Origin of the sequence: Streptococcus sp. DTU_2020_1000888_1_SI_GRL_NUU_041A (assembly GCF_032387735.1) — a bacterium.
Classification (GTDB): Bacteria; Bacillota; Bacilli; order Lactobacillales; family Streptococcaceae; genus Streptococcus; species Streptococcus sanguinis.
Window position 1 is genome coordinate 2,082,067 of sequence record NZ_CP135591.1, and the last position, 26,764, is coordinate 2,108,830.

At 45.0% G+C, this 26,764-nt stretch carries 23 protein-coding genes; 12 read left to right on the plus strand and 11 right to left on the minus strand.

Annotated elements, in window-relative coordinates; genetic code table 11:
* Positions 1-45 precede the first annotated feature (45 nt).
* Positions 46-1,107 (minus strand): M24 family metallopeptidase, encoded by a 1,062-nt coding sequence (locus tag RSK81_RS10300; RefSeq protein ID WP_002901374.1) that lies wholly within the window; start codon positions 1,105-1,107, stop codon positions 46-48.
* Positions 1,108-1,440: 333 nt separating this feature from the next.
* On the opposite strand from RSK81_RS10300, the gene RSK81_RS10305 reads away from it, so the two are divergent.
* Complete coding sequence (locus tag RSK81_RS10305; RefSeq protein WP_125350982.1) at positions 1,441-1,665, plus strand: hypothetical protein; 225 nt, start codon at positions 1,441-1,443, stop codon at positions 1,663-1,665.
* A 233-nt stretch (positions 1,666-1,898) separates the two neighbouring features.
* Here the strand turns inward: RSK81_RS10305 and uvrA are convergent, their stop codons facing one another.
* Positions 1,899-4,724 (minus strand): excinuclease ABC subunit UvrA, encoded by a 2,826-nt coding sequence (uvrA, locus tag RSK81_RS10310; RefSeq protein WP_315686724.1) that lies wholly within the window; start codon positions 4,722-4,724, stop codon positions 1,899-1,901.
* A gap of 128 nt (positions 4,725-4,852) precedes the next feature.
* Here uvrA and RSK81_RS10315 point away from each other — a divergent pair, with 128 nt between their 5' ends.
* Positions 4,853-5,797, plus strand: a complete 945-nt coding sequence (locus RSK81_RS10315) for a magnesium transporter CorA family protein (protein WP_002907213.1) — start codon at positions 4,853-4,855, stop codon at positions 5,795-5,797.
* 18 nt (positions 5,798-5,815) lie between these two features.
* The gene (locus RSK81_RS10320; RefSeq protein WP_004189878.1) at positions 5,816-6,490 is read left to right on the plus strand and encodes a DUF1129 domain-containing protein; all 675 of its coding nucleotides are present in this window, start codon (positions 5,816-5,818) and stop codon (positions 6,488-6,490) included.
* A 17-nt stretch (positions 6,491-6,507) separates the two neighbouring features.
* Here RSK81_RS10320 and RSK81_RS10325 read toward each other — a convergent pair whose 3' ends face one another.
* The 8 genes from RSK81_RS10325 to hutI all read right to left on the minus strand — a co-directional run bounded on the left by RSK81_RS10325 (position 6,508) and on the right by hutI (position 12,332).
* A complete protein-coding gene (locus RSK81_RS10325) occupies positions 6,508-6,717 on the minus strand; it encodes a DUF1648 domain-containing protein (RefSeq protein ID WP_004189880.1) in 210 nt (69 codons plus the stop codon).
* On the minus strand, positions 6,717-8,258 hold the full coding sequence (locus RSK81_RS10330; RefSeq protein WP_004189883.1) for a hypothetical protein: 1,542 nt from the start codon (positions 8,256-8,258) through the stop codon (positions 6,717-6,719). Before RSK81_RS10330 ends, RSK81_RS10325 begins: the two co-directional genes overlap by 1 nt.
* Positions 8,251-8,964, minus strand: coding sequence for an ABC transporter ATP-binding protein (locus RSK81_RS10335; RefSeq protein ID WP_004189894.1), 714 nt, complete (start codon positions 8,962-8,964; stop codon positions 8,251-8,253). The genes RSK81_RS10330 and RSK81_RS10335 overlap by 8 nt, the downstream gene beginning before the upstream one ends.
* Positions 8,965-9,105: 141 nt before the next feature.
* Entirely contained in the window at positions 9,106-9,762 is a 657-nt protein-coding gene (locus RSK81_RS10340; RefSeq protein ID WP_004189897.1) for a TetR/AcrR family transcriptional regulator, read from the minus strand.
* A gap of 53 nt (positions 9,763-9,815) precedes the next feature.
* Positions 9,816-10,055 carry a 30S ribosomal protein S18 gene (gene rpsR, locus RSK81_RS10345; protein ID WP_000068664.1) on the minus strand — a complete coding sequence of 80 codons (240 nt, stop codon included), beginning with the start codon at positions 10,053-10,055 and terminating at the stop codon, positions 9,816-9,818.
* Between the two features lie 36 nt (positions 10,056-10,091).
* Positions 10,092-10,586, minus strand: coding sequence for a single-stranded DNA-binding protein (locus RSK81_RS10350; RefSeq protein ID WP_125377328.1), 495 nt, complete (start codon positions 10,584-10,586; stop codon positions 10,092-10,094).
* Positions 10,587-10,597: 11 nt separating this feature from the next.
* Complete coding sequence (rpsF, locus tag RSK81_RS10355) at positions 10,598-10,888, minus strand: 30S ribosomal protein S6 (RefSeq protein WP_002896497.1); 291 nt, start codon at positions 10,886-10,888, stop codon at positions 10,598-10,600.
* 178 nt (positions 10,889-11,066) lie between these two features.
* Positions 11,067-12,332 carry an imidazolonepropionase gene (gene hutI / locus RSK81_RS10360; protein WP_002919625.1) on the minus strand — a complete coding sequence of 422 codons (1,266 nt, stop codon included), beginning with the start codon at positions 12,330-12,332 and terminating at the stop codon, positions 11,067-11,069.
* A 199-nt stretch (positions 12,333-12,531) separates the two neighbouring features.
* Between hutI and RSK81_RS10365 the strand changes: the two genes are divergently transcribed.
* The 9 genes from RSK81_RS10365 to hutG all read left to right on the plus strand — a co-directional run bounded on the left by RSK81_RS10365 (position 12,532) and on the right by hutG (position 23,580).
* A complete protein-coding gene (locus RSK81_RS10365; RefSeq protein WP_004189903.1) occupies positions 12,532-14,562 on the plus strand; it encodes a urocanate hydratase in 2,031 nt (676 codons plus the stop codon).
* Positions 14,563-14,676: 114 nt separating this feature from the next.
* The gene (ftcD, locus tag RSK81_RS10370) at positions 14,677-15,576 is read left to right on the plus strand and encodes a glutamate formimidoyltransferase (protein WP_002907222.1); all 900 of its coding nucleotides are present in this window, start codon (positions 14,677-14,679) and stop codon (positions 15,574-15,576) included.
* Positions 15,577-15,590: 14 nt separating this feature from the next.
* Positions 15,591-16,217, plus strand: coding sequence for a cyclodeaminase/cyclohydrolase family protein (locus RSK81_RS10375; protein WP_004189907.1), 627 nt, complete (start codon positions 15,591-15,593; stop codon positions 16,215-16,217).
* A 66-nt stretch (positions 16,218-16,283) separates the two neighbouring features.
* Entirely contained in the window at positions 16,284-17,957 is a 1,674-nt protein-coding gene (locus RSK81_RS10380) for a formate--tetrahydrofolate ligase (RefSeq protein ID WP_315686728.1), read from the plus strand.
* Positions 17,958-17,969: 12 nt separating this feature from the next.
* Complete coding sequence (locus tag RSK81_RS10385) at positions 17,970-18,569, plus strand: HutD family protein (protein WP_011836508.1); 600 nt, start codon at positions 17,970-17,972, stop codon at positions 18,567-18,569.
* 75 nt (positions 18,570-18,644) lie between these two features.
* Positions 18,645-19,997, plus strand: a complete 1,353-nt coding sequence (locus RSK81_RS10390) for an APC family permease (RefSeq protein ID WP_002898305.1) — start codon at positions 18,645-18,647, stop codon at positions 19,995-19,997.
* A 5-nt stretch (positions 19,998-20,002) separates the two neighbouring features.
* On the plus strand, positions 20,003-21,544 hold the full coding sequence (hutH, locus tag RSK81_RS10395) for a histidine ammonia-lyase (RefSeq protein ID WP_032916282.1): 1,542 nt from the start codon (positions 20,003-20,005) through the stop codon (positions 21,542-21,544).
* A 426-nt stretch (positions 21,545-21,970) separates the two neighbouring features.
* Positions 21,971-22,483 carry a hypothetical protein gene (locus RSK81_RS10400; RefSeq protein ID WP_315686730.1) on the plus strand — a complete coding sequence of 171 codons (513 nt, stop codon included), beginning with the start codon at positions 21,971-21,973 and terminating at the stop codon, positions 22,481-22,483.
* Positions 22,484-22,590: 107 nt separating this feature from the next.
* Entirely contained in the window at positions 22,591-23,580 is a 990-nt protein-coding gene (gene hutG, locus RSK81_RS10405) for a formimidoylglutamase (RefSeq protein ID WP_315686731.1), read from the plus strand.
* A gap of 61 nt (positions 23,581-23,641) precedes the next feature.
* Here hutG and RSK81_RS10410 read toward each other — a convergent pair whose 3' ends face one another.
* On the minus strand, positions 23,642-26,698 hold the full coding sequence (locus tag RSK81_RS10410; RefSeq protein WP_315686732.1) for an AAA family ATPase: 3,057 nt from the start codon (positions 26,696-26,698) through the stop codon (positions 23,642-23,644).
* Positions 26,699-26,764 lie beyond the last annotated feature (66 nt).

Sequence of the window (26,764 nt, forward strand, 5' to 3'; positions counted from 1 at the left end):
TTAAAATTATATTTCTACTTATTCTATCATAAAGCCTGATAATTCTCAAATAACAATCAACTCTTTCGGCGCAAGAGTTAGGACTTCGCAGCCTGTTTCTGTGATGAGGAGATCGTCTTCAATACGGACGCCGTATTTGCCGTCCAGATAAATACCCGGCTCATCAGTCAGGACCATGCCGGCTTCAATCGGCTCTTCTGACTTGCCAAAGTAAGGAATTTCATGTATATCCAGGCCGATACCGTGGCCAATCCCATGGCTAAAGTAAGGACCGTAGCCAGCATCGTTAATAATCTGGCGCGGAATCCGGTCAAAATCAATCCGGCTAAGACCAGCCTTAGCTGCTTCTATCAGGGCTTGATTGCTGCGCAGGACAATATCATAGATTTCCCGCTCTTCATCTGTCACTTGCCCCACATGAACTGTCCGCGTCATATCACTAACATAGTGATTGTAGTAGCAGCCAAAGTCCATGGTCAGGGTTTCCCCCTTTTGAATGACCTTGTCACTAGCCACACCATGCGGCATAGCAGAGCGATAGCCCGAAGCGATGATGAAGTCAAAAGAGGCACCTGAAGCACCTAGCTGGCGCATACGGGCATCTAAAAAGTTCATAACAGCCAGCTCTGTCGTCTCACCAGGCTTGATAAAGTCCAGTACATCTAGGAAGGCTTGGTCCGAAATCTGACAGGCCTTGCGAATAGTCGCGATTTCGTGCTCATCTTTAATCATGCGCAGATTTTCAATGAAGGCTGTCATGGGAACCAGTTCGTAGGCCGAGAAGACACTTTCCAGCATTTTGAAGTAGGCATAGGAAATCTCATCCTCAAAACCGATTTTTTGCAGCTTGTCATCCGCAATAATCTTGACAATCTCTCTAATCGCGTCGCGGGTTTCGACAATATCAAAACCTTGGACTACTCCCTTGGCAATCAGCGTATAGCGTGCATCCGTCAGGAAAATCCGACGAGTCCTGCTGATGAAAACCGTCGCTTCTGTCCCGCTGAAACCAGTCAGATAGTAAATATTTTTCAGATTGGTTACTAAAACAGCATCGCATTCTGTCTGAGCCAATGCTGCTTCAAACTTTTCAACTCTTGATAACATGAGCCACCTCCGTGAAATAACTAAGCTTATTATATCAAAAAACCAAGAAAAGAGAAAAATTTAAATTAGACAATATTTAAGTTCTATCACTAAGTAAAATAACACATTTCAAAACACCTCCTTGTAATTTGTGAGTCTTCTAAGAATCCGTTGTAAAATCTTGATAAATACTATTCTCTAAATTTACCTATAAAAACAATAATATGCTGTAATTACCTCTGATTTATTTATGAATCAATTACAATAGTGTCAGTTTCGTCCAAAAAGAATTGACAAAACTTGCGAATAATAGTATTATTACGTTAATATTATCTATAAACAAAGGAGATTGTTATGCCAAAATACAAATTACTTGCATATTTTGACGATGGTGAAATTGTAGAGGAAGATAACTTTGGAAATTACTTTGACACAGAGGAAGACGCACGAGATGCTATTTCTGAATTTGAAAACAACATGAGCGTGGGAGCTGAGGTTTTGCATTTATCAGATCCCTTTGAATACCCTGACGAGGAAGCAGAGCAGGCTGTTTCTTATGAAATAGTCGAAGTTGATTAGTATGATCGCTGTATACTATACCTATTGTTTAGTATAATAAAACGACCTTCATCTTTTGGATTTAGGCCGTTTTTATTTATACCACTTTTAATTCTAATTCGCACAAGTATTAGCAACACTTATTATTAGTTTGTGAAATATATATTATAACTTTAATAAAGAATAGTAATTGAGATTTAATATCTAAATTTAATGAGTCGTAAGATTGTACTAAAATCGTTTTTACTCTTAAATTAATTTAGCTTGCCTTTCAAATACTGACCAGTATAGCTGGCTGGATTAGCAGCAACTTCTTCCGGTGTACCCGTCGCAATGATTGTACCGCCACCGACACCGCCTTCTGGTCCTAAGTCGATGATATGGTCAGCTGTCTTGATAACATCCAGATTGTGCTCGATAACGAGGACTGTATTGCCATCGTCCACAAAGCGTGATAGCACTTGAAGGAGCTTGGCAATGTCCTCAGAATGCAGACCCGTGGTCGGCTCATCCAAGATATAGAAAGACTTACCAGTCGAGCGCTTGTGAAGCTCGCTGGCCAGCTTCATCCGCTGGGCTTCACCACCTGACAAGGTTGTAGCTGGCTGCCCTAGGGTCACATAGCCTAGTCCCACGTCCTTGATAGTCTGGAGTTTACGGGCAATCTTGGGAATATGCTGGAAGAATTCTACCGCATCATTGACCGTCATGTCCAGAACCTGAGCGATATTCTTCTCCTTGTAGTGAACCTCTAGAGTTTCGCTATTATAGCGGGTGCCGTGGCAGACCTCGCAGGCCACATAGACGTCAGGTAGGAAGTGCATTTCAATCTTGATAATTCCATCACCCGAGCAGGCCTCACAGCGACCGCCCTTGACATTAAAGCTGAAACGGCCCTTCTTATAGCCGCGAATCTTGGCTTCATTGGTTTTAGCAAACAGATCGCGAATATCGTCAAATACTCCAGTATAGGTAGCCGGATTAGAGCGCGGTGTCCGGCCAATTGGACTTTGGTCAATATCAATCAGTCGATCCACATGCTCAATACCCCTGATTTTCTTGAACTTACCTGGCTTAGCAGAGTTGCGGTTGAGTTTTTGGGCGATGGCTTTTTTAAGAATAGAGTTGACCAGCGTTGACTTGCCAGATCCAGAAACTCCCGTCACAGCGATGAATTTGCCCAAGGGGAATCTGGCCGTGATATTCTGCAAGTTATTTTCCTGAGCACCAGTCACTTCGATAAAGCGGCCATTGCCTACACGGCGTTCCAATGGTACTGGGATCTCGCGCTTACCTGACAAGTATTGGCCTGTGATAGATTTCTTACTCTTAGCTACTTGCGCAGGAGTGCCGGCTGCGACGATTTCACCGCCGAAAACACCGGCTCCTGGTCCCACGTCAATCAGCCAGTCAGCCTCCCGCATGGTGTCCTCATCATGCTCAACTACGATGAGCGTATTACCCAGGTCGCGCATCTTCTTGAGGCTGGCAATCAGGCGATCATTATCACGCTGGTGCAAACCAATAGAGGGCTCGTCCAGGATATAGAGGACGCCACTCAAGTTCGAGCCGATCTGAGTCGCCAAGCGAATCCGCTGACTCTCACCTCCTGATAGAGTCCCAGCCGAGCGAGACAAAGTCAGGTAATTAAGACCAACATTATTAAGGAAGGTCAAACGGTCATGAATTTCTTTGAGAATAGGCCGAGCAATAGTAGCTTCATTGTCAGTCAAGCTAAGCTTATCCAACTGAAGCAAATGATCAGCAATGGACAAGTCTGAAATCTCACCGATATGCAAGCCAGCTTCGCCGCCAACCTTGACAGACAAGGCCTGAGGGCTGAGTCGATAACCGTGACAAGCCGCACAAGTCAGCTCATTCATATAAGCCCGCATCTGCGTCCGAGTAAAATCACTATTGGTTTCATGGTAGCGGCGGTTGATATTGGTGACAACCCCCTCAAAAGGAATGTCAATATCGCGCACACCGCCAAATTCATTTTCATAATGAAAATGGAACTCTCGTCCATCTGAGCCAAAGAAAATCAGCTGCTTTTCTTCCTCCGTCAGCTCCTCAAATGGCTTGTCCATATCAATGCCAAAGGCTGCCATGGCCTGCTCCAGCATCTGCGGATAGTAGTTGGAGGAGATGGGATTCCAAGGCGCTAGCGCTCCTTCGCGCAAGGTCTTGCCAGCTTCTGGCACAACGACATCTAGATCCACCTCCAGCTTAACCCCCAGACCATCACAGTCCGGACAGGAGCCAAAGGGCGCATTAAAAGAAAAGAGTCGCGGCTCTAGCTCTGGCACTGTAAAGCCACAAACAGGGCAGGCATAGTGTTCAGAAAAGAGTAGCTCTTGACCATCCATGGTATCAATCACCACATAGCCCTCAGCAATCCGCAGAGCAGCTTCGACTGAGTCAAAGAGGCGGCTGCGCACTCCTTCCTTGATAACAATTCTGTCTACTACGACCTCAATATCATGCTGCTTGCTCTTAGAAAGCTCTGGCACTTCCGTCACATCGTAAATATCGCCATCCACGCGCACACGGACATAACCGTCTTTCTGAATCTTGTCAAAAACGGTCTTATGCTGGCCTTTTTTCTTGCGGATGACCGGCGCTAAAATCTGCAGCCGCTGACGCTCTGGCAATTCCAAGACTTTGTCAACAATCTGCTCAACAGATGAAGCCGTAATAGCTCCATGACCGTTGATACAGTAAGGCGTCCCAACACGAGCATAGAGAAGGCGCAGATAGTCATTGATTTCGGTAGCTGTTCCCACTGTTGAGCGGGGATTTTTACTGGTCGTCTTCTGGTCGATGGAAATAGCCGGGCTGAGACCATCAATCGAGTCCACATCCGGCTTTTCCATATTGCCCAAAAACTGCCGAGCATAGGCCGACAGACTCTCCACATAGCGGCGCTGCCCCTCAGCATAGAGGGTATCAAAAGCTAGGCTGGACTTACCCGAACCAGACAGACCAGTCACCACAACCAGCTTGTCCCGTGGAATTTCTACATCAATATTTTTTAAATTATGAGCTCGCGCTCCATGAATCACAATTTTATCTTGCATCTTGACCTCGTTTCACTTATAAACCTTCTCCATTATAACAAATTTTTCTGCAAACTTTTGCCCCAAAAGCCCGAATTTGTAGTATAATAGTACGGTATGCAAAAAACACTCTGGAAAGGAAAATGATTATGAAGCAAGTCTTTTTATCTACTACGACAGAATTCAAAGAGATTGATGCGCTCGAATCAGGCACCTGGATCAATCTTGTCAATCCTTCCCAGAGCGAATCAATCGAAATTGCCAACGCCTTTGGCATTGACATCACTGACCTGCGAGCGCCGCTTGATGCGGAAGAAATGTCTCGGGTTACTATAGAGGATGAGTACACACTGATCATCGTTGACGTGCCCATCACAGAGGAGCGGAATAACCAGACTTACTATGTCACAATCCCCCTTGGTATTATCATCACGGAAGAGGCGATTATCACCACTTGTTTGGAAAAATTACCTCTGCTGGACATCTTCATTCACAGGCGCCTGCGCAACTTCTATACTTTTATGAAGTCACGTTTTATCTTTCAGATTCTCTACCACAATGCCGAACTATATCTGACAGCCCTGCGCTCCATTGACCGTAAGAGTGAGCAGATTGAGAGCCAACTGCACCAGTCCACGCGAAACGAAGAACTGATTGAACTCATGGAGTTGGAAAAGACCATCGTCTATTTCAAGGCATCTCTTAAGACAAATGAGCGCGTGATTAAGAAGCTGACCAGCTCCACCAGCAATATCAAGAAATATCTGGAAGACGAGGACTTGCTGGAAGACACCTTGATTGAGACCCAGCAGGCCATTGAGATGGCTGATATCTACGGCAACATTCTCCACAGTATGACTGAGACCTTTGCCTCTATCATTTCTAATAACCAGAACAATATCATGAAAGCCTTGGCTCTGGTGACCATTGTTATGTCTATCCCGACCATGATTTTCTCGGCCTATGGGATGAACTTCAAAAATAACGAACTGCCTCTCAACGGCGAACCACATGCCTTCTGGATTATCATGTTCATCGCCTTTGCCATGAGTGCTTCGGTCATGGCCTATCTCATGCACAAAAAACTATTTTAACCTTTAGAAAGAACGCCTATGTCACAAGTATCCCTCGACAAACTCAGCAAAAAAAACAAAGAATTTATCCATATCGCGACTAACCAACTCCTACAAGACGGCAAATCCGATCAGGAAATCCAAACTATCTTAGAAGGCATTCTGCCGGAAATCCTGGAAAATCAAACCAAGGGAATCACTGCCCGCGGCCTCTACGGAGCCCCGACTACTTGGGCAGCTTCTTTGACCGCAAAAGAGCGCTATGATGCCGAGCATCCAAAGGAAAATGACGATCCTAAATGGATGATGCTGGACTCTGTCCTCTTTATCTTTGGGTTCTTTACCCTCCTGACCTCTATCGTCAATCTGGCTTCCTCTCAGCCATCTGTCTATGGACTGACGACTCTCGTACTTGGAAGCATCGTCGGTGGCCTTTCTTTCTATGCTCTCTACCACTTTATCTACCGTTTCTACGGACCATATAAGGACCGTAGCCAGCGCCCTAAACTGCTCAAGTCTATCCTTACCATGGCAGCGGCTATTCTCCTCTGGAGCATGTCCATCGTATTGACCAGCCTCCTGCCTGAATTCCTCAACCCCCGTCTATCCAATATCGTAGTTGCTATTGTCGGCGCTATTACCCTAGCCCTGCGCTTCTATCTCAAAAAACGCTTCAACATCAAGAGCGCGACTATGGGGCCTACGAGATATTAATATCACACAAAAAGAGGTCACTGACCTCTTTTTGATTTGCTTCGGAAATATTTCCAATAAAGAGAGTAGGGAATGGGTAAACTGAGAATCAACCAAAAGCGATTGACAACAATGTCGGCCTTTCCTGCGCTGTTAAAATGAATGGGAACCTGCTCTGGCAGCAGGCAGATAATCAAAAATATGATTACTGCTAAGAAAAACAAAACGAATAAATCTTTCTTTTTCATTAGCCATGGACCTCCTTAAAATATCCTTGTTTTATTAAATGCCTATAAAGAACAACTGCCAAGAGCAAAAGTCCAAGAGCTGAGATTCGCAGCGATATCTCCAAGTCCATACCAAATAGCAAGGAAAAGCAAATAGGGAACACAAGAACCAAGATGCTTATCCCTCCAGACAAGATAGGCGAAAAACTTTGCTTAATAACAATCATTTCATTGTCCCAGATGAACTTAGGATAATGAAAATTGACCACAAGTCCCTGAAGAGCTGTAAATAGAGAATAAGCCAGTGAAATAAGGACCAAATCCACTACTTGCAAGCCTCCTAGCGAGAAACGCCAAACCAGAACAGGCAAGCCCAGCAGCAAGGCTGCGAAGTGTAAGGACACCGTCAAGGCCAGCTTCGCCATCATTATCTGCCCCATAGAAACCGGGAGCGTCTGAAGCAACCACATCTCTTCCCCCTCCAAGGAAATACTGACAGCTGCAGGATTGGAAATACTAAGACATCCAGCCAGTAATAGAGGCAAAAATTCTCGGCTATTACTGAGTCCAATCGAAGAAAAGAGGACATCAGGACTCATAAAACAAAGCGAGATGGCTAAAACGATGATTAAAATGGATCCCAGTCCACTATTGAGCATATAAAGATAGGAACTCACAAAATTCTCAATTTCTCTTCTATAGAGAGCCATAAAGGGAGACTTCTGCCAGCTTCTATAGACTTTGCTTTCTGACTTCACCCCTGTTATCATCTGATTTATTTTTAAATAATTTCTACTTAAATACCTTAGAAAAAGTCCTGTCAGAACAAAAGATATAAGCATCAACAGAAGGCTAGCCCACCAAAAATGCTGAGGGTTAAAAAATAAGCTAGCTGGAGGATAAAGAGAAGTCAGCTGCTTGGTAAGCAAGAGTCCAACATTTTCTGCTGACAGTCCGGCTCTCATAGCCCACATACTGACTGTTGCCAGCCCCAAAAGCAAGAAGAGAGAAAAAAGGAAGGCAGCTAGATTCTTATGAGGGGCCTTTGAGGCTATGTAGGCAACGCACAAGCCAAGTAAAGAGACTAAACAGAGAGGTAAAAGAGGGACAAATCCCATTAAAAGCAGATAAAAAAGCAACTCCAACAAGGACGCACCATATCTAAACCAAACGAGTCCTGCTGGGAGCATGAGAAGGACGGCAAACACACTGTTCAAAAGATAAAGAAAAGCATATTTCTCATAGACGATTTCCCTAATACTGAGCGGTAATACGATGAGCCTGTCAAGTTCCTCTTGGTCAAACAAGATGCCATTTGACTGCATCAGACTGAAAAAGAAAATAATAAAACTAACCAAGGCAATCATATAGGCTGGAATCAAATTTGCCTGCCCCAACCTGACCAAACTCAAAGCCGTCAAAAGGTTATAGCCTGAAAAAAGTAAAACAAGCATGAAGAGCAGGGCAAACTTAAAATACTTGCCAAATCCTCCTTTCCTTAAATCATTAAGCGAAAATGTGCTGTATAATTGTACTTTTAAAAGCAAAAGAATATTAGTCATCTTCCTGTAACTCCATAAATACTTCTTCTAAACTGGATGCCCCCTTAACTTCAGAGGTCCTTCCATTAGCCACCAAACGTCCCTTTTGCAGAATTGCCACCTTATTGCAGAGTTCTTCCGCAACCTCTAAAACATGGGTTGAAAAGAAAATCGTATTTCCTTGACTGGCTAGCTCTCTCATGATCTGCTTAAAATAAAATGCGCCTTTCGGATCTAAACCGACAAAAGGTTCATCTAAAATCAACAATTCTGGCTCATGCAAGAGGGCAGCTATTAGTGCCAATCGTTGCTTCATCCCATGCGAATAAGCTGATATCAATTGATCCAAAGACGTATCCAGCTCAAACATTTTAGAATACTTTTTTATAGCTGCTTGCCTCTTTTCCATAGAAACCCTATAAATGTCTGCTACAAAATCCAAAAACTGCCTTGCTGTCAGATTTTTATAAAGATCTGGATTATCCGGCAGAAACGCCATCTTTTTCTTACAAAGCAAGGGTTCCTTCCTGATAGAGTGTCCGCAGATATAAATCTCTCCTTTATCAAAATCATGAATCCCCACAATGGACTTAATAGTAGATGTTTTACCTGCTCCATTGGCACCGATGAAGCCATAAATATCCCCAGGCTCTACCATCAGACTAAGATCATCCACTGCCTTTTTACCGTTGCTGTATACTTTTGTTAAATGTTCTATTTTTAACATGAATTTCTCCTTTTATTTAAACTGACATATTGTCAGTGTTATCGTAAAATTTTTTAAATATCAGGATTAAAAGAACGAAGATCCGAACTGACATTTTGTCAGTTTTATCTCTAAATAAAAGGCAGAAAACTGCCGATTATTCTAAAAAATAGATTCTTCTAATCCTAAGCTTCTTTCTAGGATTGCCTGGAAGCTGGTGAGATAATCCTGCAAAGCCTCTGGTTTTTCCTGACTCATCTTGATATCATTGGACACAAAGACGTAGGCAGTCATGAGAAAAGAAGCCGTCTCATGCGGATACTTTAAATGAAAATCTCCAGATTTCTGACCTTCCTCCAAGATATGAGTGAAGAAAACAATCATCCGTTCACAGAGTCTATGATAAAAGCGATCCAAGACATAACGATTCGTTTCTAAATTGACGGTTTCCTGCAAGACTTGATTTTCCTGTGTTCTGCTCTTCTCTGGGATAAGGGTTGCCTCAATAAAAGTTCTGATTTTTTCCTTGGCCCCCAAATTTGGCTGATAGCTAATATTTTCTAGCTTTCTCAGCAAGGGCTCAGAGTTCTTTTCAATCAGATAATAGAGAATGTCTTCCTTATCCTTAAAATGATAGTAAAGCAGACCTCGAGAAATTCCAAGCTTATCAATAATGTCTTGAGTTCTTGTCTTTAGATAGCCCTTTTGGGCAAAGAGCTGCAAGGCTGCAGACATAATCTCTGCCCGCCGCACCTCTACTTCCTTGACATCACGCATGGTTTCTGCCTCCTTGTGGTCAGTATAGCACTTCACTGACATTTTGTCAATTATAAAATAAAAAAACAGCAAGCCAGAGCCTGCTGTTAATCTAATTAGTCTTCATTTACGAAAGGCATCAAAGCCATTACGCGAGCGCGTTTGATAGCTGTTGTTACTTTACGTTGGTTTTTAGCTGAAGTTCCTGTTACACGACGAGGAAGGATTTTCCCACGTTCTGAAACGAAACGGCTAAGAAGCTCAGTATCTTTGTAATCAACATATTCAATTTTGTTCGCTGCGATGTAATCAACTTTTTTACGGCGTTTGAATCCGCCACGACGTTGTTGAGCCATGTGTTTTCTCCTTTATATTATAGTTAGATTCGGTCCTTAGAAAGGTAGATCGTCGTCTGAGATATCCATCGGGTTAGAATTGCCAAATGGGCTCTCATCACGAGAAAAGTTCGGTACTTGGTTAGACGAGTCTGCACTGCCATAACTTGGAGCAGAGCTGCCGCCGAAGCTGTTCCCACCGTAACCGCCAGATGACTGACCTTCACGATTAGAGCGGCTTTCCAAGAGCTGGAAATTGTCCGCAACAACTTCTGTGATATAGACACGCTGGCCTTGCTGATTCTCGTAGTTACGCGTTTGAATACGGCCTGTAATTCCGATCAGGGCTCCTTTTTTAGCCCAATTTGCAAGATTTTCTGCCTGCTGACGCCAGATGACAACATTGATAAAGTCTGCTTCTCGCTCGCCACTTTGATTTTTGAAGTTGCGATTGACAGCCAGAGTAAATGTTGCGACCGCTTGGTTCTGCGGAGTATAGCGAAGCTCAGCATCACGGGTCATGCGACCCACCAGTACAACGTTATTAATCATAGTCTACCTTCTTAAGCGTCAAGTTTGACGATCATGTGACGAAGAATGTCAGCGTTGATTTTTGAAAGACGGTCAAACTCTTTAAGAGCTGCATCGTCGTTTGCTTCAACGTTAACGATGTGGTAAAGTCCTTCACGGAAATCTTGGATTTCGTATGCAAGACGACGTTTTTCCCAGTCTTTTGATTCAACAACAGTTGCACCATTGTCAGTCAAGATAGAGTCAAAGCGTGCTACCAAAGCGTTTTTAGCTTCTTCTTCAATGTTTGGACGAATAATATAAAGAATTTCGTATTTAGCCATTGATTTTTCCTCCTTTTGGTCTAATGACCCCGAGACTTTGCAAGGGGTAAGTGAGGTTTGCTCACAAATAACTATTATAGCAGACTTCCAGCAGAATGGCAAGGAAAAGTTTTGATATAAAGAAAACTCTCCCTGTCACCAGAGAGAGTCCGAAAAATACGATTCGTTTTTAGGGAGGCTAGACAATTCTACCTTGATCGACGACCAGTTTTCCAGCCTTGTAGACCTGATGGGTCAGGTTAGTCGCAAAGAAATAAAGTGGATAGTCGATATTCTTAGCGTCTAGGATGGTAATGTCAGCCTGCTTGCCAGTATCAAAGCTGCCAATCTTATCTTGACGGTTAACTGAGTAAGCCGCATTGATGGTTACAGCGTTAAGAACTTCTACTGGCGTCAGACGCATCATAAAGCAGCCCAGCTGCATGACGAACTGCAGGTTAGCAGTTGGACAGGAGCCTGGATTACTGTCGGTAGTCAGAGTGATAGCCATGCCAGCTTCCAGCATCTTACGGGCTGGTGCATAGGTATCTTCCATCAAACTGAAAGTAGTTGCTGGCAGGAGATTGCCGATAACTTTGGCTTCTGCCATCTTGCGAATGCCCTCATCAGTTGCTACCATCAAGTGCTCTGCACTAGTTGCTCCTAGCTCAGCTGCTACATCTACCCCGCCGATAGACTCGATTTCATCAGCATGGATACGAAGCTTGAAGCCCATTTCTTTAGCCTTAGAAAGCAAGTAGCGTGACTCGTCAGCTGTAAAGACACCTTTTTCACAGAAAATATCACAGAACTCAGCTAGATTTTCTGCCTTTACCCTAGGCAACATTTCCTTGACGATGAGCTCCAGATATTCCTGAGAGCGTCCCTTATATTCTGGTGGAACGGCGTGGGCAGCCATAAAGGTAGAAACGAGATCAATCTCGTGGTCACGGTCCAGAGCCCCAACGACATCTAGCTGGCGCTTCTCTGTTTCCCAGTCCAAACCATAGCCGCTCTTAGCCTCAACTGTTGTCACCCCATGCAGCAGCATATAGTCCAGCAGTCTCTTAGACTTATCATAGAGAGTGTCAAAAGAAGCTTCTCGTGTCGCCCGGACTGTACTGAGAATACCGCCGCCTTGGGCAAGAATTTCCAGATAAGGGACTCCGGCTAATTTCTTAGCAAATTCATGCTCCCGGCTGCCACCATAGACCAAGTGAGTGTGACAGTCGATCAAGCCAGGTGTAGCAATCTTGCCCTCATAAGACTGAATCTTAGTATCTGGTCCAACCAGACTGGCATCCGGCTCTCCACTGCCAACTGCTAGGATTTTGCCGTCTTTGACTGCAATGTAGCCGTCCTCTAAGACCTGAGCTTCCTTCATCTCTGCTCCAAAAAGGGGATGGCCGAGGTCCTTGGGACAGAAGACTTGATTAAAGTGAGTTAATAGTAAATCAGCAGTCATGCTTGTTCCTCCATTTCATTTTCCGACATATTTGCTTTTCATCATAATACACTATCGTCAAATTATAGTCAAAAGCTTGTAAAAGATAGGAGCCCCACTTTTTTTACTGTTTTTGTCATTTTCTTGACTCTTTATGGACGGGAGTCTTATAGAATGTAGGAGAAAGATATTTTACACTTGACTAAAAGGAGGATTTTTCATGTCATACTTTAGTGAAAATGAAATTGCAGCAGCAATGACTGTCAAATTAGACGATGTACTGCCTGAAAAAACAGTTTTCCAAGAAGGCATCCGCCGAGCACCTGACCGGGGCTTCCGTTTGACTCAAGCTCAAACCGAAATTGCTCTTAAAAATGCCCTTCGCTATATTCCAAAGAGATTCCATGAGGAAGTAATTCCAGAATTCTTAGAAGAACTGAAGACTCGCGGACGGATTTATGGCTACCGCTGGCGTCCAAAAGAACGCATCTACGGCAAACCAATTGACGAGTACAAAGGAAACTGTACTGCGGCCAAAGCTATGCAGGTTATGATTGACAATAACCTGAGCTTTGAAATCGCTCTTTATCCTTATGAATTGGTTACCTACGGAGAAACTGGATCTGTCTGCGCTAACTGGATGCAGTACAACTTGATCAAGAAATACTTGGAAATCATGACCGACCATCAAACCTTGGTCGTAGAATCTGGCCACCCACTCGGACTCTTCAAGTCCAAACCAGAAGCACCTCGTGTTATCATCACCAACGGCCTCTTGGTCGGTGAATATGACAATATGAAGGACTGGGAAATTGCAGAAGAAATGGGCGTGACCAACTATGGTCAAATGACAGCCGGCGGCTGGATGTACATCGGCCCTCAAGGTATCGTCCATGGTACTTTCAACACTCTCCTCAATGCTGGGCGCTTGAAACTGGGTGTAGCTGATGATGGCGACCTGACTGGCAAACTCTTCATCTCTTCTGGTCTGGGCGGCATGAGTGGAGCTCAAGGGAAAGCGGCCGAAATTGCTAAAGCTGTGGCAATCGTAGCTGAAGTAGACCAATCTCGGATTGAAACTCGCCACTCCCAAGGCTGGATTAGCCAATTGGCTGAAAGTCCGAAGGAAGCTATCGACTTGGCTCAAAAAGCTCTGGAAGCTGGCGAATCAACTTCTATTGCCTATCATGGTAACATCGTAGATCTCTTAGAATATGTCAACGAGAACAATATCCATGTAGATCTACTGTCTGACCAAACTTCTTGCCACAATGTCTATGACGGCGGCTACTGTCCAGCTGGTATCAGCTTTGAAGAGCGGACTCGCCTCCTGGCTGAAGACAAGGAAACCTTTGCTAAGCTGGTTGACGAAACATTGGAACGTCACTTCAAGGCAATCAAGACCCTGACTAGCAACGGCACCTACTTCTTTGACTACGGTAATGCCTTTATGAAGGCAGTCTATGACTCTGGCATCAAGGAAATTTCTAAGAATGGCTTTGATGACAAAGACGGCTTCATCTGGCCATCTTATGTAGAAGATATCATGGGCCCAATGCTCTTTGACTATGGTTATGGTCCTTTCCGTTGGGTATGTCTGAGCGGCAAACACGAAGACCTAGTCGCTACTGACCATGCAGCTATGGAAGTGATCGACCCTAACCGCCGCTACCAAGACCGCGACAACTACAACTGGATCCGCGATGCAGAAAAGAACCAGCTGGTTGTTGGAACTCAGGCTCGGATTCTCTACCAAGACTGTATGGGACGCGTCAATATCGCCCTCAAGTTCAATGAATTAGTACGCGAAGGCAAGATTGGTCCTGTCATGATTGGCCGTGACCACCACGATGTATCTGGTACTGACTCTCCATTCCGTGAAACTTCTAATATTAAAGATGGATCTAATGTTACTTGCGACATGGCCGTGCAATGTTATGCTGGTAATGCAGCTCGCGGTATGAGTCTGGTAGCTCTCCACAACGGTGGTGGAACTGGTATCGGTAAAGCAATCAATGGTGGCTTTGGCTTGGTACTGGACGGTAGCGAACGCATTGATGAAATCATCAAATCAGCTATCGCTTGGGATACAATCGGAGGAGTCGCTCGTCGTAACTGGGCTCGCAATGAGCATGCTATTGAGACAGCTATCGAGTACAACCGCCTCCACCAAGGAACAGACCACATTACCATTCCATACTTAACTGACGAAGATTTGGTCAAAGAATCTGTTAAGAAATTGTTCGAATAGAAAAAACTTGTCCCCCAACTTCCGGCCTGAGCTGGGTATCAACCTGGCTCAAACGGAAGTTCCACTTTATCTACTTTGTAAATTTTAATAACATATAACACGAGGTAATATCTTATGGCAAAAATTGTTGAATGTATTCCTAACTTTTCTGAAGGCCGCAACCAAGCGGTCATTGACGGTCTAGTGGAAACAGCTAAGAGCGTGCCAGGCGTAACACTTCTGGACCACTCTTCTGATGCCAGCCACAACCGCAGCGTCTTTACCCTAGTCGGTGATGATCAAAACATTCAGGAAGTTGCTTTCCGTTTGGTTAAATACGCTTCTGAAAATATTGACTTGACCAAGCACCAGGGTGAACACCCTCGTATGGGCGCAACTGATGTCCTGCCTTTTGTACCGATCAAGGACATCACAAGTGAGGAATGCGTAGAAATTGCGAAGACCGTATCTGAGCGAATCAACCGTGAACTTGGTATCCCTATCTTCCTCTATGAAGATGCTGCGACTCGTCCAGAACGTAAGAACTTGGCTAAGGTTCGTAAAGGACAATTTGAAGGCATGCCAGAAAAACTCTTGGAACCTGACTGGGCACCTGACTATGGTGAAAGAAAGATTCACCCAACTGCTGGTGTTACTGCTGTCGGTGCTAGAATGCCGCTCATCGCCTACAACATCAACTTGGATACAGACAATCTGGAAATTGCCAACAATATTGCCAAAATCATCCGTGGATCAAGCGGTGGCTACAAGTACTGTAAAGCGATTGGCGTTATGCTGGAAGACCGCAACATTGCTCAGGTTTCTATCAATATGGTCAATCTGGAAAAATTCCCACTCTATCGTGTCTTTGAAACTGTTCGCTTTGAAGCCAAGCGCTACGGAGTTGGAATCCTCGGCTCAGAAGTTATCGGTTTAGCTCCAGCCAAGGCTTTGATTGACGCAGCAGAATACTATCTGCAAATCGAAGACTTTGACTATGGTAAGCAAGTTCTGGAAAACCATTTGCTGGGCTAGGAGGACAGAAACCTATGAAATTAGTAGATTTAAGTTTGACAGAATTTGCCCAAGTCCTAGGCTCAGATGCTCCTGCACCAGGAGGTGGCTCTGCCGCTGCTCTTTCCGCAGCGAACGGTATTTCCCTGACTAAGATGGTCTGCGAATTGACCCTTGGCAAGAAAAAATACGCAGAATTTGAAGCAGAAATTGCTCAAGTGCACGCAGAAAGCGCCCGCCTGCAAGAAAGCTTGCTCGCAGCTATTGACAAGGACACTGAAGCCTTCAATCTGGTCTCTGCCGTCTTTGATATGCCTAAGGAAACGGAGGAAGACAAGGCTGCCCGTCGAGAAGCGATGCAACAAGCCCTCAAGGAAGCGACCAAGTCACCTTATGGCATGATGGAAGACATCTTGACTGCCCTGCAAACAACTCAAAAGGCTGTTGGCAAGTCCAATACCAATGCTGCCAGCGACCTGGGAGTCGCAGCTCTCAACCTTAAGGCTGGTCTGCAAGGAGCTTGGCTCAATGTCCTCATCAACCTGTCAGGTGTCAAGGATGAAGCATTCGTCGCAGACTACCGCAGCAAGGGTGAAGAGCTCCTGCAAAAAGGCTGCGCCCTAGCAGATGAAATTTATCAAGAAATTTTGAAAGTTGTCTAATAGATAAATGGAAGATAAGTCCGCTCATTCCTATGAATGGACTTCCTCTTCTCAAGAGGTAACAATATGGTTTTATCAGATATTGAAATTGCGAATTCGGTTCAAATGAAGCCCATCAAAGAGGTGGCAGAAAAGCTAGGAATTGCTGAGGACGCCTTGTCTCTTTATGGAAATTACAAGGCAAAAATCAGTGCTGGCCAACTGGAAGCCTTAAAAGACAAGCCAGACGGCAAACTGATTCTCGTGACAGCTATTTCTCCAACACCAGCCGGAGAAGGCAAGACCACGACTTCTGTCGGATTGGTCGATGCTTTGGCTGCTATCGGTAAAAAAGCCGTTATCGCTCTGCGGGAACCTTCACTCGGACCTGTCTTTGGTATCAAAGGCGGAGCTGCTGGTGGTGGTCACGCTCAGGTGGTGCCTATGGAGGACATCAACCTCCACTTCACTGGTGACTTTCATGCCATCGGTGTTGCCAACAACCTGCTGGCGGCCCTCATTGACAACCACATCCACCATGGCAATGCCTTAGGTATTGATTCACGTCGCATCACTTGGAAGCGGGCAGTGGATATGAATGATCGGCAACTGCGCCACATTGTGGATGGCTTGCAAGGTAAAGTCAACGGTGTTCCACGTGAAGATGGTTTTGACATTACAGTTGCTTCTGAGGTTATGGCTATTCTCTGTCTGTCAGAAAATATCACTGACCTCAAGAACCGTTTGGAAAAAATCATCATCGGCTACAGCTTTGAAGGTAAGCCAGTAACTGCCAAGGATCTGAAAGCTGGTGGCGCTATGGCTGCTGTGCTCAAAGACGCTATCCATCCAAACTTGGTTCAAACTCTGGAACATACGCCAGCCTTGATCCACGGCGGACCTTTTGCCAACATTGCCCATGGCTGTAACAGTGTCCTAGCTACTAAGCTGGCTCTCAAATATGCCGACTATGCAGTTACAGAAGCTGGTTTCGGTGCTGACCTGGGTGCTGAAAAATTCATTGATATCAAGTGTCGTACATCTGGGCTTCGTCCATCGGCTGTAGTTCTGGTTGCTACCATCCGTGCTCTCAAGATGCACGGCGGTGTGGCTAAGAGTGATCTGGCTGAAGAAAATGTCCAAGCCGTTGTAGATGGTCTGCCAAACTTGGAAAAACATCTAGAAAACATTCAAGATGTTTATGGATTGCCAGCAGTCGTTGCCATCAATAAATTCCCACTGGATACCGAAGCAGAGTTGCAAGCAGTTTATGACGCCTGCCAAAAACGCGGCGTTGACGTCGTTATTTCTGACGTCTGGGCAAATGGCGGAGCTGGTGGTAAAGAGTTGGCTGAAAAAGTCGTGGAACTGGCCGAAGGAGACAATCACTTCCAATTTGTATATAATGAAGAGGACTCCATTGAGACCAAGCTGAACAAAATTGTTACTAAGGTTTATGGAGGCAAGGGGGTTCGCCTGACTCCTGCTGCTAAACGCGAGCTCAAACAACTGGATGAGCTGGGCTTCTCCAACTATCCTATCTGTATGGCTAAGACTCAGTACTCCTTCTCAGACGATGCTAAGAAACTGGGCGCACCTAAAGACTTTGTCGTGACTATCAGCCAGCTCAAAGTTTCTGCTGGTGCAGGTTTTATCGTTGCTCTGACGGGTGCAATCATGACCATGCCAGGGCTGCCTAAGGTACCAGCCAGCGAAAAGATTGATGTTGACAAAGACGGCAATATCAGCGGTTTGTTCTAATAAATACCAAAAATGACAAATGTAACCCTTTTAAGAGTAAATGATTTTCAAGTTTCCGATTGGTCGGGGGGAAAGACAAAACAGCTTTATCTTTCCCCGCCAACTGGCCACTATGGCAAGCGGGACTTTGACTATCGGCTATCGACAGCGACTGTGGAGTTGGCTGAAAGTCAGTTTTCTGACCTCAGCGGCTTTCACCGCATTCTCATGAGCCTGGACCACACACTTCATCTCCACAATGCCAGCCGGCAGGAGGAAACGGTTCTAGCTCCCTTTACTCCCTATGTCTTTGAAGGGAGTGATTCTATCACAAGTCGTGGGACTTGTACCGACTTTAACTTAATCTACAGCGACCATTATCAGGGACAGATGATTGCCATCTCGAATGGGCAAGAGCTTAGCCAAGATGACGAAATTCAATTTATCTATGCCTTAGAGGATCTGACGGTGACGGTAACAACCCTGCCAGTGCTTAACCTAGAGGCAGAGCAGCTTCTGATAGTGGAAAAAGAGACTCAGGAAACTGAGCTGCATATAATGTTTTCGAGTAACCAGCCAAAGGGAACGCCCCTTTCTATATGGGCTGGTTTGACCCACATCCCTACTAAGTAAAGATACCATGATGCCTTGTCACCATTCTATCTTTACTTGGAAAGGATCCCATATCTCTAAAGGAGAAACATTATTATGGATGCAACTAAACTCACTGCACAAGAACAAGAACAGGAAAAAGCGAAATTCAGCTTTTCCGGTGCAACTCTCTACGGTATCAATGCCGTTATCGGATCAGGGATTTTCCTCCTACCGCAAAAGATTTATAAAGGACTTGGTCCTGCCTCTCTAGCTGTCATGCTTGGAACTGCCCTCCTCGTTATTCTCTTAGCCGTCTGCTTGGCAGAAACTGCTGGTTATTTTAATAAAAACGGCGGAGCTTTCCAATATTCCAAAGCGGCCTTTGGAGACTTTGTCGGATTTAATGTTGGCTTCCTAGGCTGGGCAGTTACCATCATCGCTTGGTCTGCTATGGCAGCAGGATTTGCGAGACTTTTTGTCATTACTTTTAAATCCTTTGCCCCCTATGAACTTCTGCTCAGTGTGAGCCTGATTATTTTGCTCAGTCTAATGAATATATCAGGTCTTAAGACTTCCAAAATGTTCACCTTGACCGCAACCGTAGCCAAGCTCATCCCAATTGTCGCTTTCAGTCTATGTGCGATTTTCTTCATCAAAGGAGGAATTGACAAAGGAAACTTCACTCCGTTTCTTCAGCTAGAACCTGGCGTAGATATCATGAAAGCTATCTCTAGTACAGCCATTTATATCTTCTACGGATTTATCGGATTTGAAACCATGTCTATCGTTGCTGGTGAAATGCGCAATCCGGAAAAGAATGTACCTCGAGCTATTTTGGGCTCTATCAGTATTGTCTCTGTTCTCTATATGCTGATTATCGCAGGAACTATCGCCATGTTAGGCAGCCGTATCCTGCAAACAGATGCTTCTGTACAAGACGCCTTTGTCGAAATGATTGGCCCTGTTGGAGCATGGATTGTTTCTATCGGAGCGCTGATTTCTATTGCTGGACTTAACATCGGGGAATCTATCATGGTTCCACGTTATGGTGCAGCTATCGCAAATGAAGGTCTGCTTCCTAAGAAAATTGCAGAAACCAACTCTAAAAATGCCCCTATAGTTGCCATTATTATTTCAGGAATTCTGGCTATCGTCCTGCTCTTCTCTGGTAAATTTGAAGAATTAGCAGCTCTCAGTGTGGTCTTCCGCTTCTTCCAATACATCCCAACTGCTCTAGCTGTACTAGTATTAAGAAAGAAATATCCAGATAAGAAAGTGGTCTTCCGCGTTCCATTTGGTCCAGTAATTCCAATTTTGGCGGTTCTAGTCAGTCTCGTCATGATTTGGGGTGAAAACCCAATGAACTATGTCTACGGCCTCATCGGTGTCCTTATCGCCAGTGCAGTATACTTTATCTATATAGTACTGATTTGTAAAAATAAAGTTCTTGAACAAGAAGGAGAATGAATCTTATGACACATGTAATCAATTTGGATGGCGAACACCTTACTTTAGAAGACGTCATCGCAGTAGCTCGTCATGGAGCCACTTGCGAAATCGACCAAGAAGCTAAGAAAGCTGTAGAAGCTTCCCGCAAAATCGTGGATGATATCGTCCGCGAAAAGCGGGTCGTATACGGTGTTACAACTGGCTTTGGCTCTCTCTGCAATGTCAGCATCTCACCAGAAGATACGACTCAACTGCAAGAAAACCTAATCCGTACGCACTCCTCAGGCTATGGCGATCCTCTACCTGAAGATGCAGTCCGTGCGATTATGTTAATCCGGATTAATTCCTTGGTCAAGGGCTATTCTGGTATCCGTCTCTCTACTGTCGAAAAGCTCCTGGAATTGCTCAATAAAGGCGTCGTGCCTTACATTCCGGAAAAAGGCTCTTTGGGAGCTTCTGGTGACTTAGCACCGCTAGCTCACATGGTTCTGCCTATGTTAGGACTGGGCCGCGCTTACTATCAAGGCCAATTGCTCTCTGGACAAGAAGCTTTGGACAAGGCTGGTATCGAGAAAATTGCTCTAGCAGCAAAGGAAGGGCTGGCACTGATTAACGGTACGACTGTCCTGACAGGTATCGGAGCTCTTGCTACCTACGATGCCATCCAATTGCTTAAGCTGTCAGATGTCGCTGGCGCTCTTTCCATGGAAGTCCACAATGGCATTACCAGTCCTTTCGAAGAAGACCTGCATACCATTCGGCCTCAAAGCGGACAGCTGGCTACAGCCCGCAATATCCGCAACCTTCTGGAAGGCAGTGGAAATACGACCGTAGCCACTCAACAACGGGTCCAAGACCCTTACACCTTGCGTTGTATTCCGCAGATTCATGGTGCCAGCAAGGATTCTATCGCTTATGTTAAGACCAAGGTTGAGATTGAGATTAACTCCGTTACAGACAACCCTATCATCACCAAGGAAGGTCATGTCATCTCAGGCGGTAACTTCCATGGAGAACCAATGGCACAGCCATTCGACTTCCTAGGCATCGCTATTTCTGAAATCGGAAATGTATCCGAGCGTCGTGTAGAACGTCTGGTCAACAGCCAACTGAGCAAGCTTCCATCATTCTTGGTCAAACACCCAGGACTCAACTCTGGCTTTATGATTACCCAGTACGCTTGTGCTTCGCTTGCTTCTGAGAACAAGGTCTTGTCTCATCCAGCCAGCGTAGACTCTATCCCATCTTGTGAAAACCAAGAAGACTTTGTCAGCATGGGAACTACTGCAGCACGTAAGGCAGCTGAAATTCTCAAGAATTCTCGCCGCATCGTGGCAACAGAAATCATGGCAGCCTGCCAAGCTCTGGATCTGAAACCAGAAAACCATGAACTTGGTAAAGGAACCAAGCCAGCCTACGACCTCTTCCGTCAGCATGTCCGCTTTATCGAGTTTGACAAGGACATCGAAATCTATGAAGAGCTCAACAAAGCTTCTGAGCTGATTGAAAACGAAGAATTCCTAGCAGCCGTTGAAAAAGCTGTAGACTTGAGCATTCAGTTCTAAAGCTGATGACTCTGTAAAAAAGCTAACCTAAGAAGCCCGCTCTCGTTCAGCTGGGCTTCTTTTCCCGCCAAAAGTCATTGACAGGCTTGGTGGAAACTCTTATAATAAAGTCGCAAGTGGCATTAAGAAAAACTTAATACTCAAGATCAAACTAACTGCTAACAGCAATGGCCTGCAGAAAGGCGATGCTGATGTGATTTGATGATGTTTTTTAATAGTATAAAGATGCCTGCACTGAGCAAGATCTTTGGTACTCGCCAATCCGGCATTTTAGTTTCCAAACTAGAGACCTCACTAAGCGCTTCCACATCATAGAAGAGGCTAGATGGGTGACCAGACAGATTGTTTGGAAGCCGAATTGACATGACAATACTAAAGAGAAAATCTTAGAAGCTTGAATGACTTTAATTAAGGAGATAAGCAATAATGAAAAAAGCGTTTAAAGTGGACTATTTTGCAATTATGCATCCGATTGCGTGCATCACTCTACCGATAATGGCCCACCTTTTTTATCTTATGGTAAAAGCCTTCTTCTTTGATTTGCTAAACATTCTGATAAGCATTTGGACAAGAAAAGAAATTAAGGAAACAACAGATTTCCTTCTTCCTGGATTTTATCTTTGTATTTTTATTCTTATCATTTACTTAGTGGGTTTTCTAGTCCAGTTGATTATCCACATTCGCAATCGCAAAGAAAACTCTCTTTTACCTGCTTGGTGTATGCTTACAGCTTTAATCGCTCTTGTTGCAACAGTTATAAACAACTTAGTCCTTAACCCTGAATTGACCCCGTATGCTTATTTCCTTTCAATTGCAGCCTATACTGCCTATTTCTTTTCAAAGAGACCAAAGATTATTGAAAGCTACCTGTCCAATGCTAAGATACGTTATGCTACATGGACTATTCTGATTCTCGCTATTATTCTATCTTTCTTATAAAACATTCACTATCCGTTAGAGTATTTTTCCCGCCAAAAGTCATTGACAGGCTTGGCGGAAACTCTTATAATAAAGTCGCAAGTATCGTTATGGAAAAGGACAAAATCATGTTAGAAGATTACTATCAGCTAGATAACAGCTACTATCATAAGAGACTGGATGATGATTTATATGCTGCCAAATGGGGGATGGTTATTGAGTTTTTGGACTTAAATGATCCCAACTTAAAACCCTTTGACGGGGTCAACTTTGCCTTGATTGGCTTCAAGAGTGACAAAGGGGTTTATATCAACCACGGCCGAGTGGGCGCAGTCGAAGGCCCACAAGCTATCCGAACTCAGCTGGCCAAGCTTCCTTGGCATCTTGGCAGAAACGTCCACGTCTTTGATGTTGGCGATATTGACGGGCCTAACCGCTCTCTGGAGCAGCTGCAGCAAAGCTTGGCTCGAGCAGTCAAACGTCTGCGAGAGCTCAATCTCCGGCCTATTGTCCTAGGAGGCGGCCACGAAACCGCCTACGGCCACTATCTGGGCCTCAAGTCTTCACTAGCACCTGACCAAGACTTGGCCGTTATCAATATGGATGCCCACTTTGATTTGCGTCCCTATGACCAGACTGGTCCTAACTCCGGTACCGGTTTTCGCCAGATGTTCGATGACACTCTAGCTCAGAAGCAGGCCTTTAACTACCTTATCCTAGGGATTCAGGAGCATAATAACAATCTCTTTCTCTTTGACTTTGTCGCAAAATCCAAGGCTATCCAATTTCTGACTGGTATGGATATTTACCAAATGGGTTACAAGGAAGTCTGTAAGGTGGTCGATACCTTTTTGGCCGACAAGGAGCAGGTCTATTTGACCATTGATATTGACTGCTTTGCAGCTGGTGCCGCTCCTGGCGTCAGTGCCATTCAGTCTCTCGGTGTGGATCCCAATCTAGCGGTTCTGGTCTTCCAGCACATCGCTGCCTCAGGCAAACTGATCGGCTTTGATATCGTCGAAGTCTCTCCACCTCACGATATAGACAACCATACAGCTAATCTGGCAGCCAGCTTTGTCTTTTACCTGACCCAAGTCTGGGCACAAGCACATGACTAACGGGGATTTAAAAACTTCATTACAAACATCAAAAGAGGATGAACATTGCTTTCATCCTCTCTTATTTTGTGTTTAATGCCTGAGACAAGTTCTGGCGTAAGTTTTCTAATTCCTTTAGTTGGTGCCGATCTCTGTAGGGATTGAGCTGGCTTTTGGCCGTTTCATAGTAGGTCTCAAAGTCCTGATCCAGCAAGTCTTCAAAGTCTGCTTCCTGCAAGCTGCCAGTCAGCAGTCCATACTTAATCACAGCCATCAGATAGTAGATCAGCCCCTTGTCCCGCGGATTTCCGTAGCGACTGATAAGACCATCCTTTTTCCGCAGCAGATTAAGCACCGGCTGGTAATCTCCCTTCTCGCAGCCAATCAAGGCCAGATAAACTTCCAACTGGGTCTCTTTCCAAGGGAAGCTGAGAGATTTCAAGGCTGTTTTCGCCTTGAGGAAAATCCGCTCCGCCTGCTCATAATCTTTCAGCTGATAATAGGTCATGCCCAAGCCGATGTAGAAAGCAAAAATCGAAGGCTCTGCTGTTTTATTTTCCGTCAGCTTAATGGCCTCTTTCTGATGAGCCAGAGATGCCGTAAAATTCCCGCGAATCTGCTCAATCTCTGCCAAATAGTCTAGAGCCGCCGCAATCTGAATCGAGTACTTGGAACGCAGCGAAGACGTCAGGCTGAAACAGTCAATGGACTGGTAGAGATGGTGAAGCGACTGCTCCTCATCTCCAATCATGAGATGATAGAGCCCTTTGAGTCGAAGGTTGATAGCAATGGCCTCGTGATTGTTGGCCTGGACCGAAGCATCCAGAGTCAGCTCCGTATAATAGCGCATCTCAGGGATATTTTCCGTCTGGATACAGTAGTAAATCATCTGCCGATAGCCTTCTAGGAGAAAATCCATCTGCTGCAGCTCCTTGGCCGAAGCAATCACCTGCTGGATATTGTCCATCCCTTGCTGGTAATTCCCCGTCCGGATAGCATAGCGCCCTTCTAGATAGAGAAAGCGGAGAACCAATAGCTGAAAATCCTTGTGATTCTGGTGTTTTCTCTCTAAGCCCCCTATCTCCCGACGGATACGGTCAAACTGGTCTAAAACCGCGGACTGATTGCTATCATCCGTCTTTTCGATAAAGCCAAATTCCCGCGAATAAATTGGAAAGAGCTCGTGATGAAACTGCAGAGTAGCCTCAAGATAATGCAACTCGTACTCCAGAGACTTAATCGGCTGCTTGGACAGCTTGTAGTGATAGGCGATTTCATTGAGCAGCTGGGCATGATAGAGAGAGTCTCCCAACTGGTCTTCCATGCCTTGGGCAATCTGGTGATGCAGCATTCGCTTCTTAGCCAATGACAAACGCTCATAGGTGTAAATCCTCAAAAGCTCCTGGCTGAACCGCACTACCAAGTCCTCGCTCTGCTCCTCTTCCATCAAGAACTGCTTCTGTCCAAACTCCTCAGTGATTTCAACAACCTCTTCCATCGGCAGACCTAGCAGTCTGGCTAAGAGAGAAACCGAGGCAGGAGCCCTAAAGCAAGCCAGATAGTCCACCAACTCTTCCTCTTGGCTGCTCAGGTAATCCAACTTCAGAGACAGCTTGGCCTTGATGGCCGAAGTCAGCGGATGAAACTTTTCTCCTCGCAGGAGCTGCTCAGCGTATTCCGATAGGAAGAAAGGGATACCTTGACTGACCCGATAAATATCCTCAAGGCGTTCTTCAGGTATGGCTAACTGACCTGTCTGGGCTTGCAAGTAAGCCACACTATCTTTAAAATTCAGCGGCTGCAGCTCAATAAAGCCTAGCTTATTGCGAACCAGCAGGTGATTGAAAAAATGTTCCAAATAAGAAGGGGTGCTCAGATGCTTGGTCAGCACAAAGGCCACAGGATAGCCAGTCAAATGATTCATAACTTGCTCCAAGACAGCAACGCTAGCCTCATCCATCCAGTGACAGTCCTCAATTAAGATTATCAAAGCTTTTTTCTTAGAAATCTTCTGCAGAATATCCACCACAAACTGAGCCAGCTTGTCCGCATCCAACTGAAAACCAGAAGTGCCGCCTGTCAAAATGGGAAAATAACTTTCCAAAATGATCTGCCACTGACTGATAGAGAGAATCTGGTGCTGAATAACCAAGTCCCCCAGGCCGTCCAGCAAGCCACGCCAAGGCTGGAGCTCTGCCTTCATCTCTTCCTTGAAGCACTCCGCCATGACAATCTGGAAATACTTGGTCTGATTGGCCAGTACTTGACGTGTCACTGTCCGCTTTCCGATACCAGTACCACCGACTAGGACCAGAGCACGCGCTTCCTGAGTCTCTATCACCTTAGAAAAGTAAGTTTCCAAACGCTTGATTTCATTGACCCGTCCGAAAAAGTGGTCTGTATTGCGCAGAAACTGCTTAGTCTTGCGCTCGCTACGGTCCTTAGCAAGCACCTCATGATATAGTTGCTGAATAGGTTCCGTAGGACTAATGCCCAGTTCCTTATCCAAAATATTGACCAATTTATAATAAGTCTCTATCACCTTGCCAGGCCGATCATTATCCTGATAAAGCTTCATGAGCAAATGATAGTTCTTCTCATCAAACTCATCAATACTAATCAAGCGATGCAAATTCCGCTCAGCCTCTTCCAAATCCAGCTGGTCTTTTTCTGTTTCCAGCTGTTGGTAGCAGGCTTGGATATAAAGCTGCTCATATCGCGTCCGCATCTTGGACACCCAGTAATCAAAAGCCTCGCTGTCCTTAAGATAGAAGCCCTGCAGAAAATCCCCCTGATAGAGCGACAGATACTCCGAAGGATGGTCTGTGAAACGTTCTACATCACTTTCAATCGCACAGTCGGGATTAAGCGACAGAACAGTCCGATTAGGAGCGACAATCCATTCCCCATCTAGTAGCTTGTTAGCTTGATAAATGGTGTTGCGTAGATTCTTTTTGGCGGTCTGATTATCCTTGTTTTCCCAGAGGATTCCTGCAATCTCTTCCCGATTGACTGCTCCATTGATGTGGAGATAATAAAGCAGAGCATTGATTTTAGCAAAAGGAAAAAAGACTTCCTCCTGATTGAGAAAGACACTCGGACTTCCCAGCAATTTCAACCTCAATAGATCTTTCGTCATGCAAGCGCCTCCAAGAAACCTTATAGAACTAATATAAACAAAAAGAGACAGTTTGGCAAGTAAAGT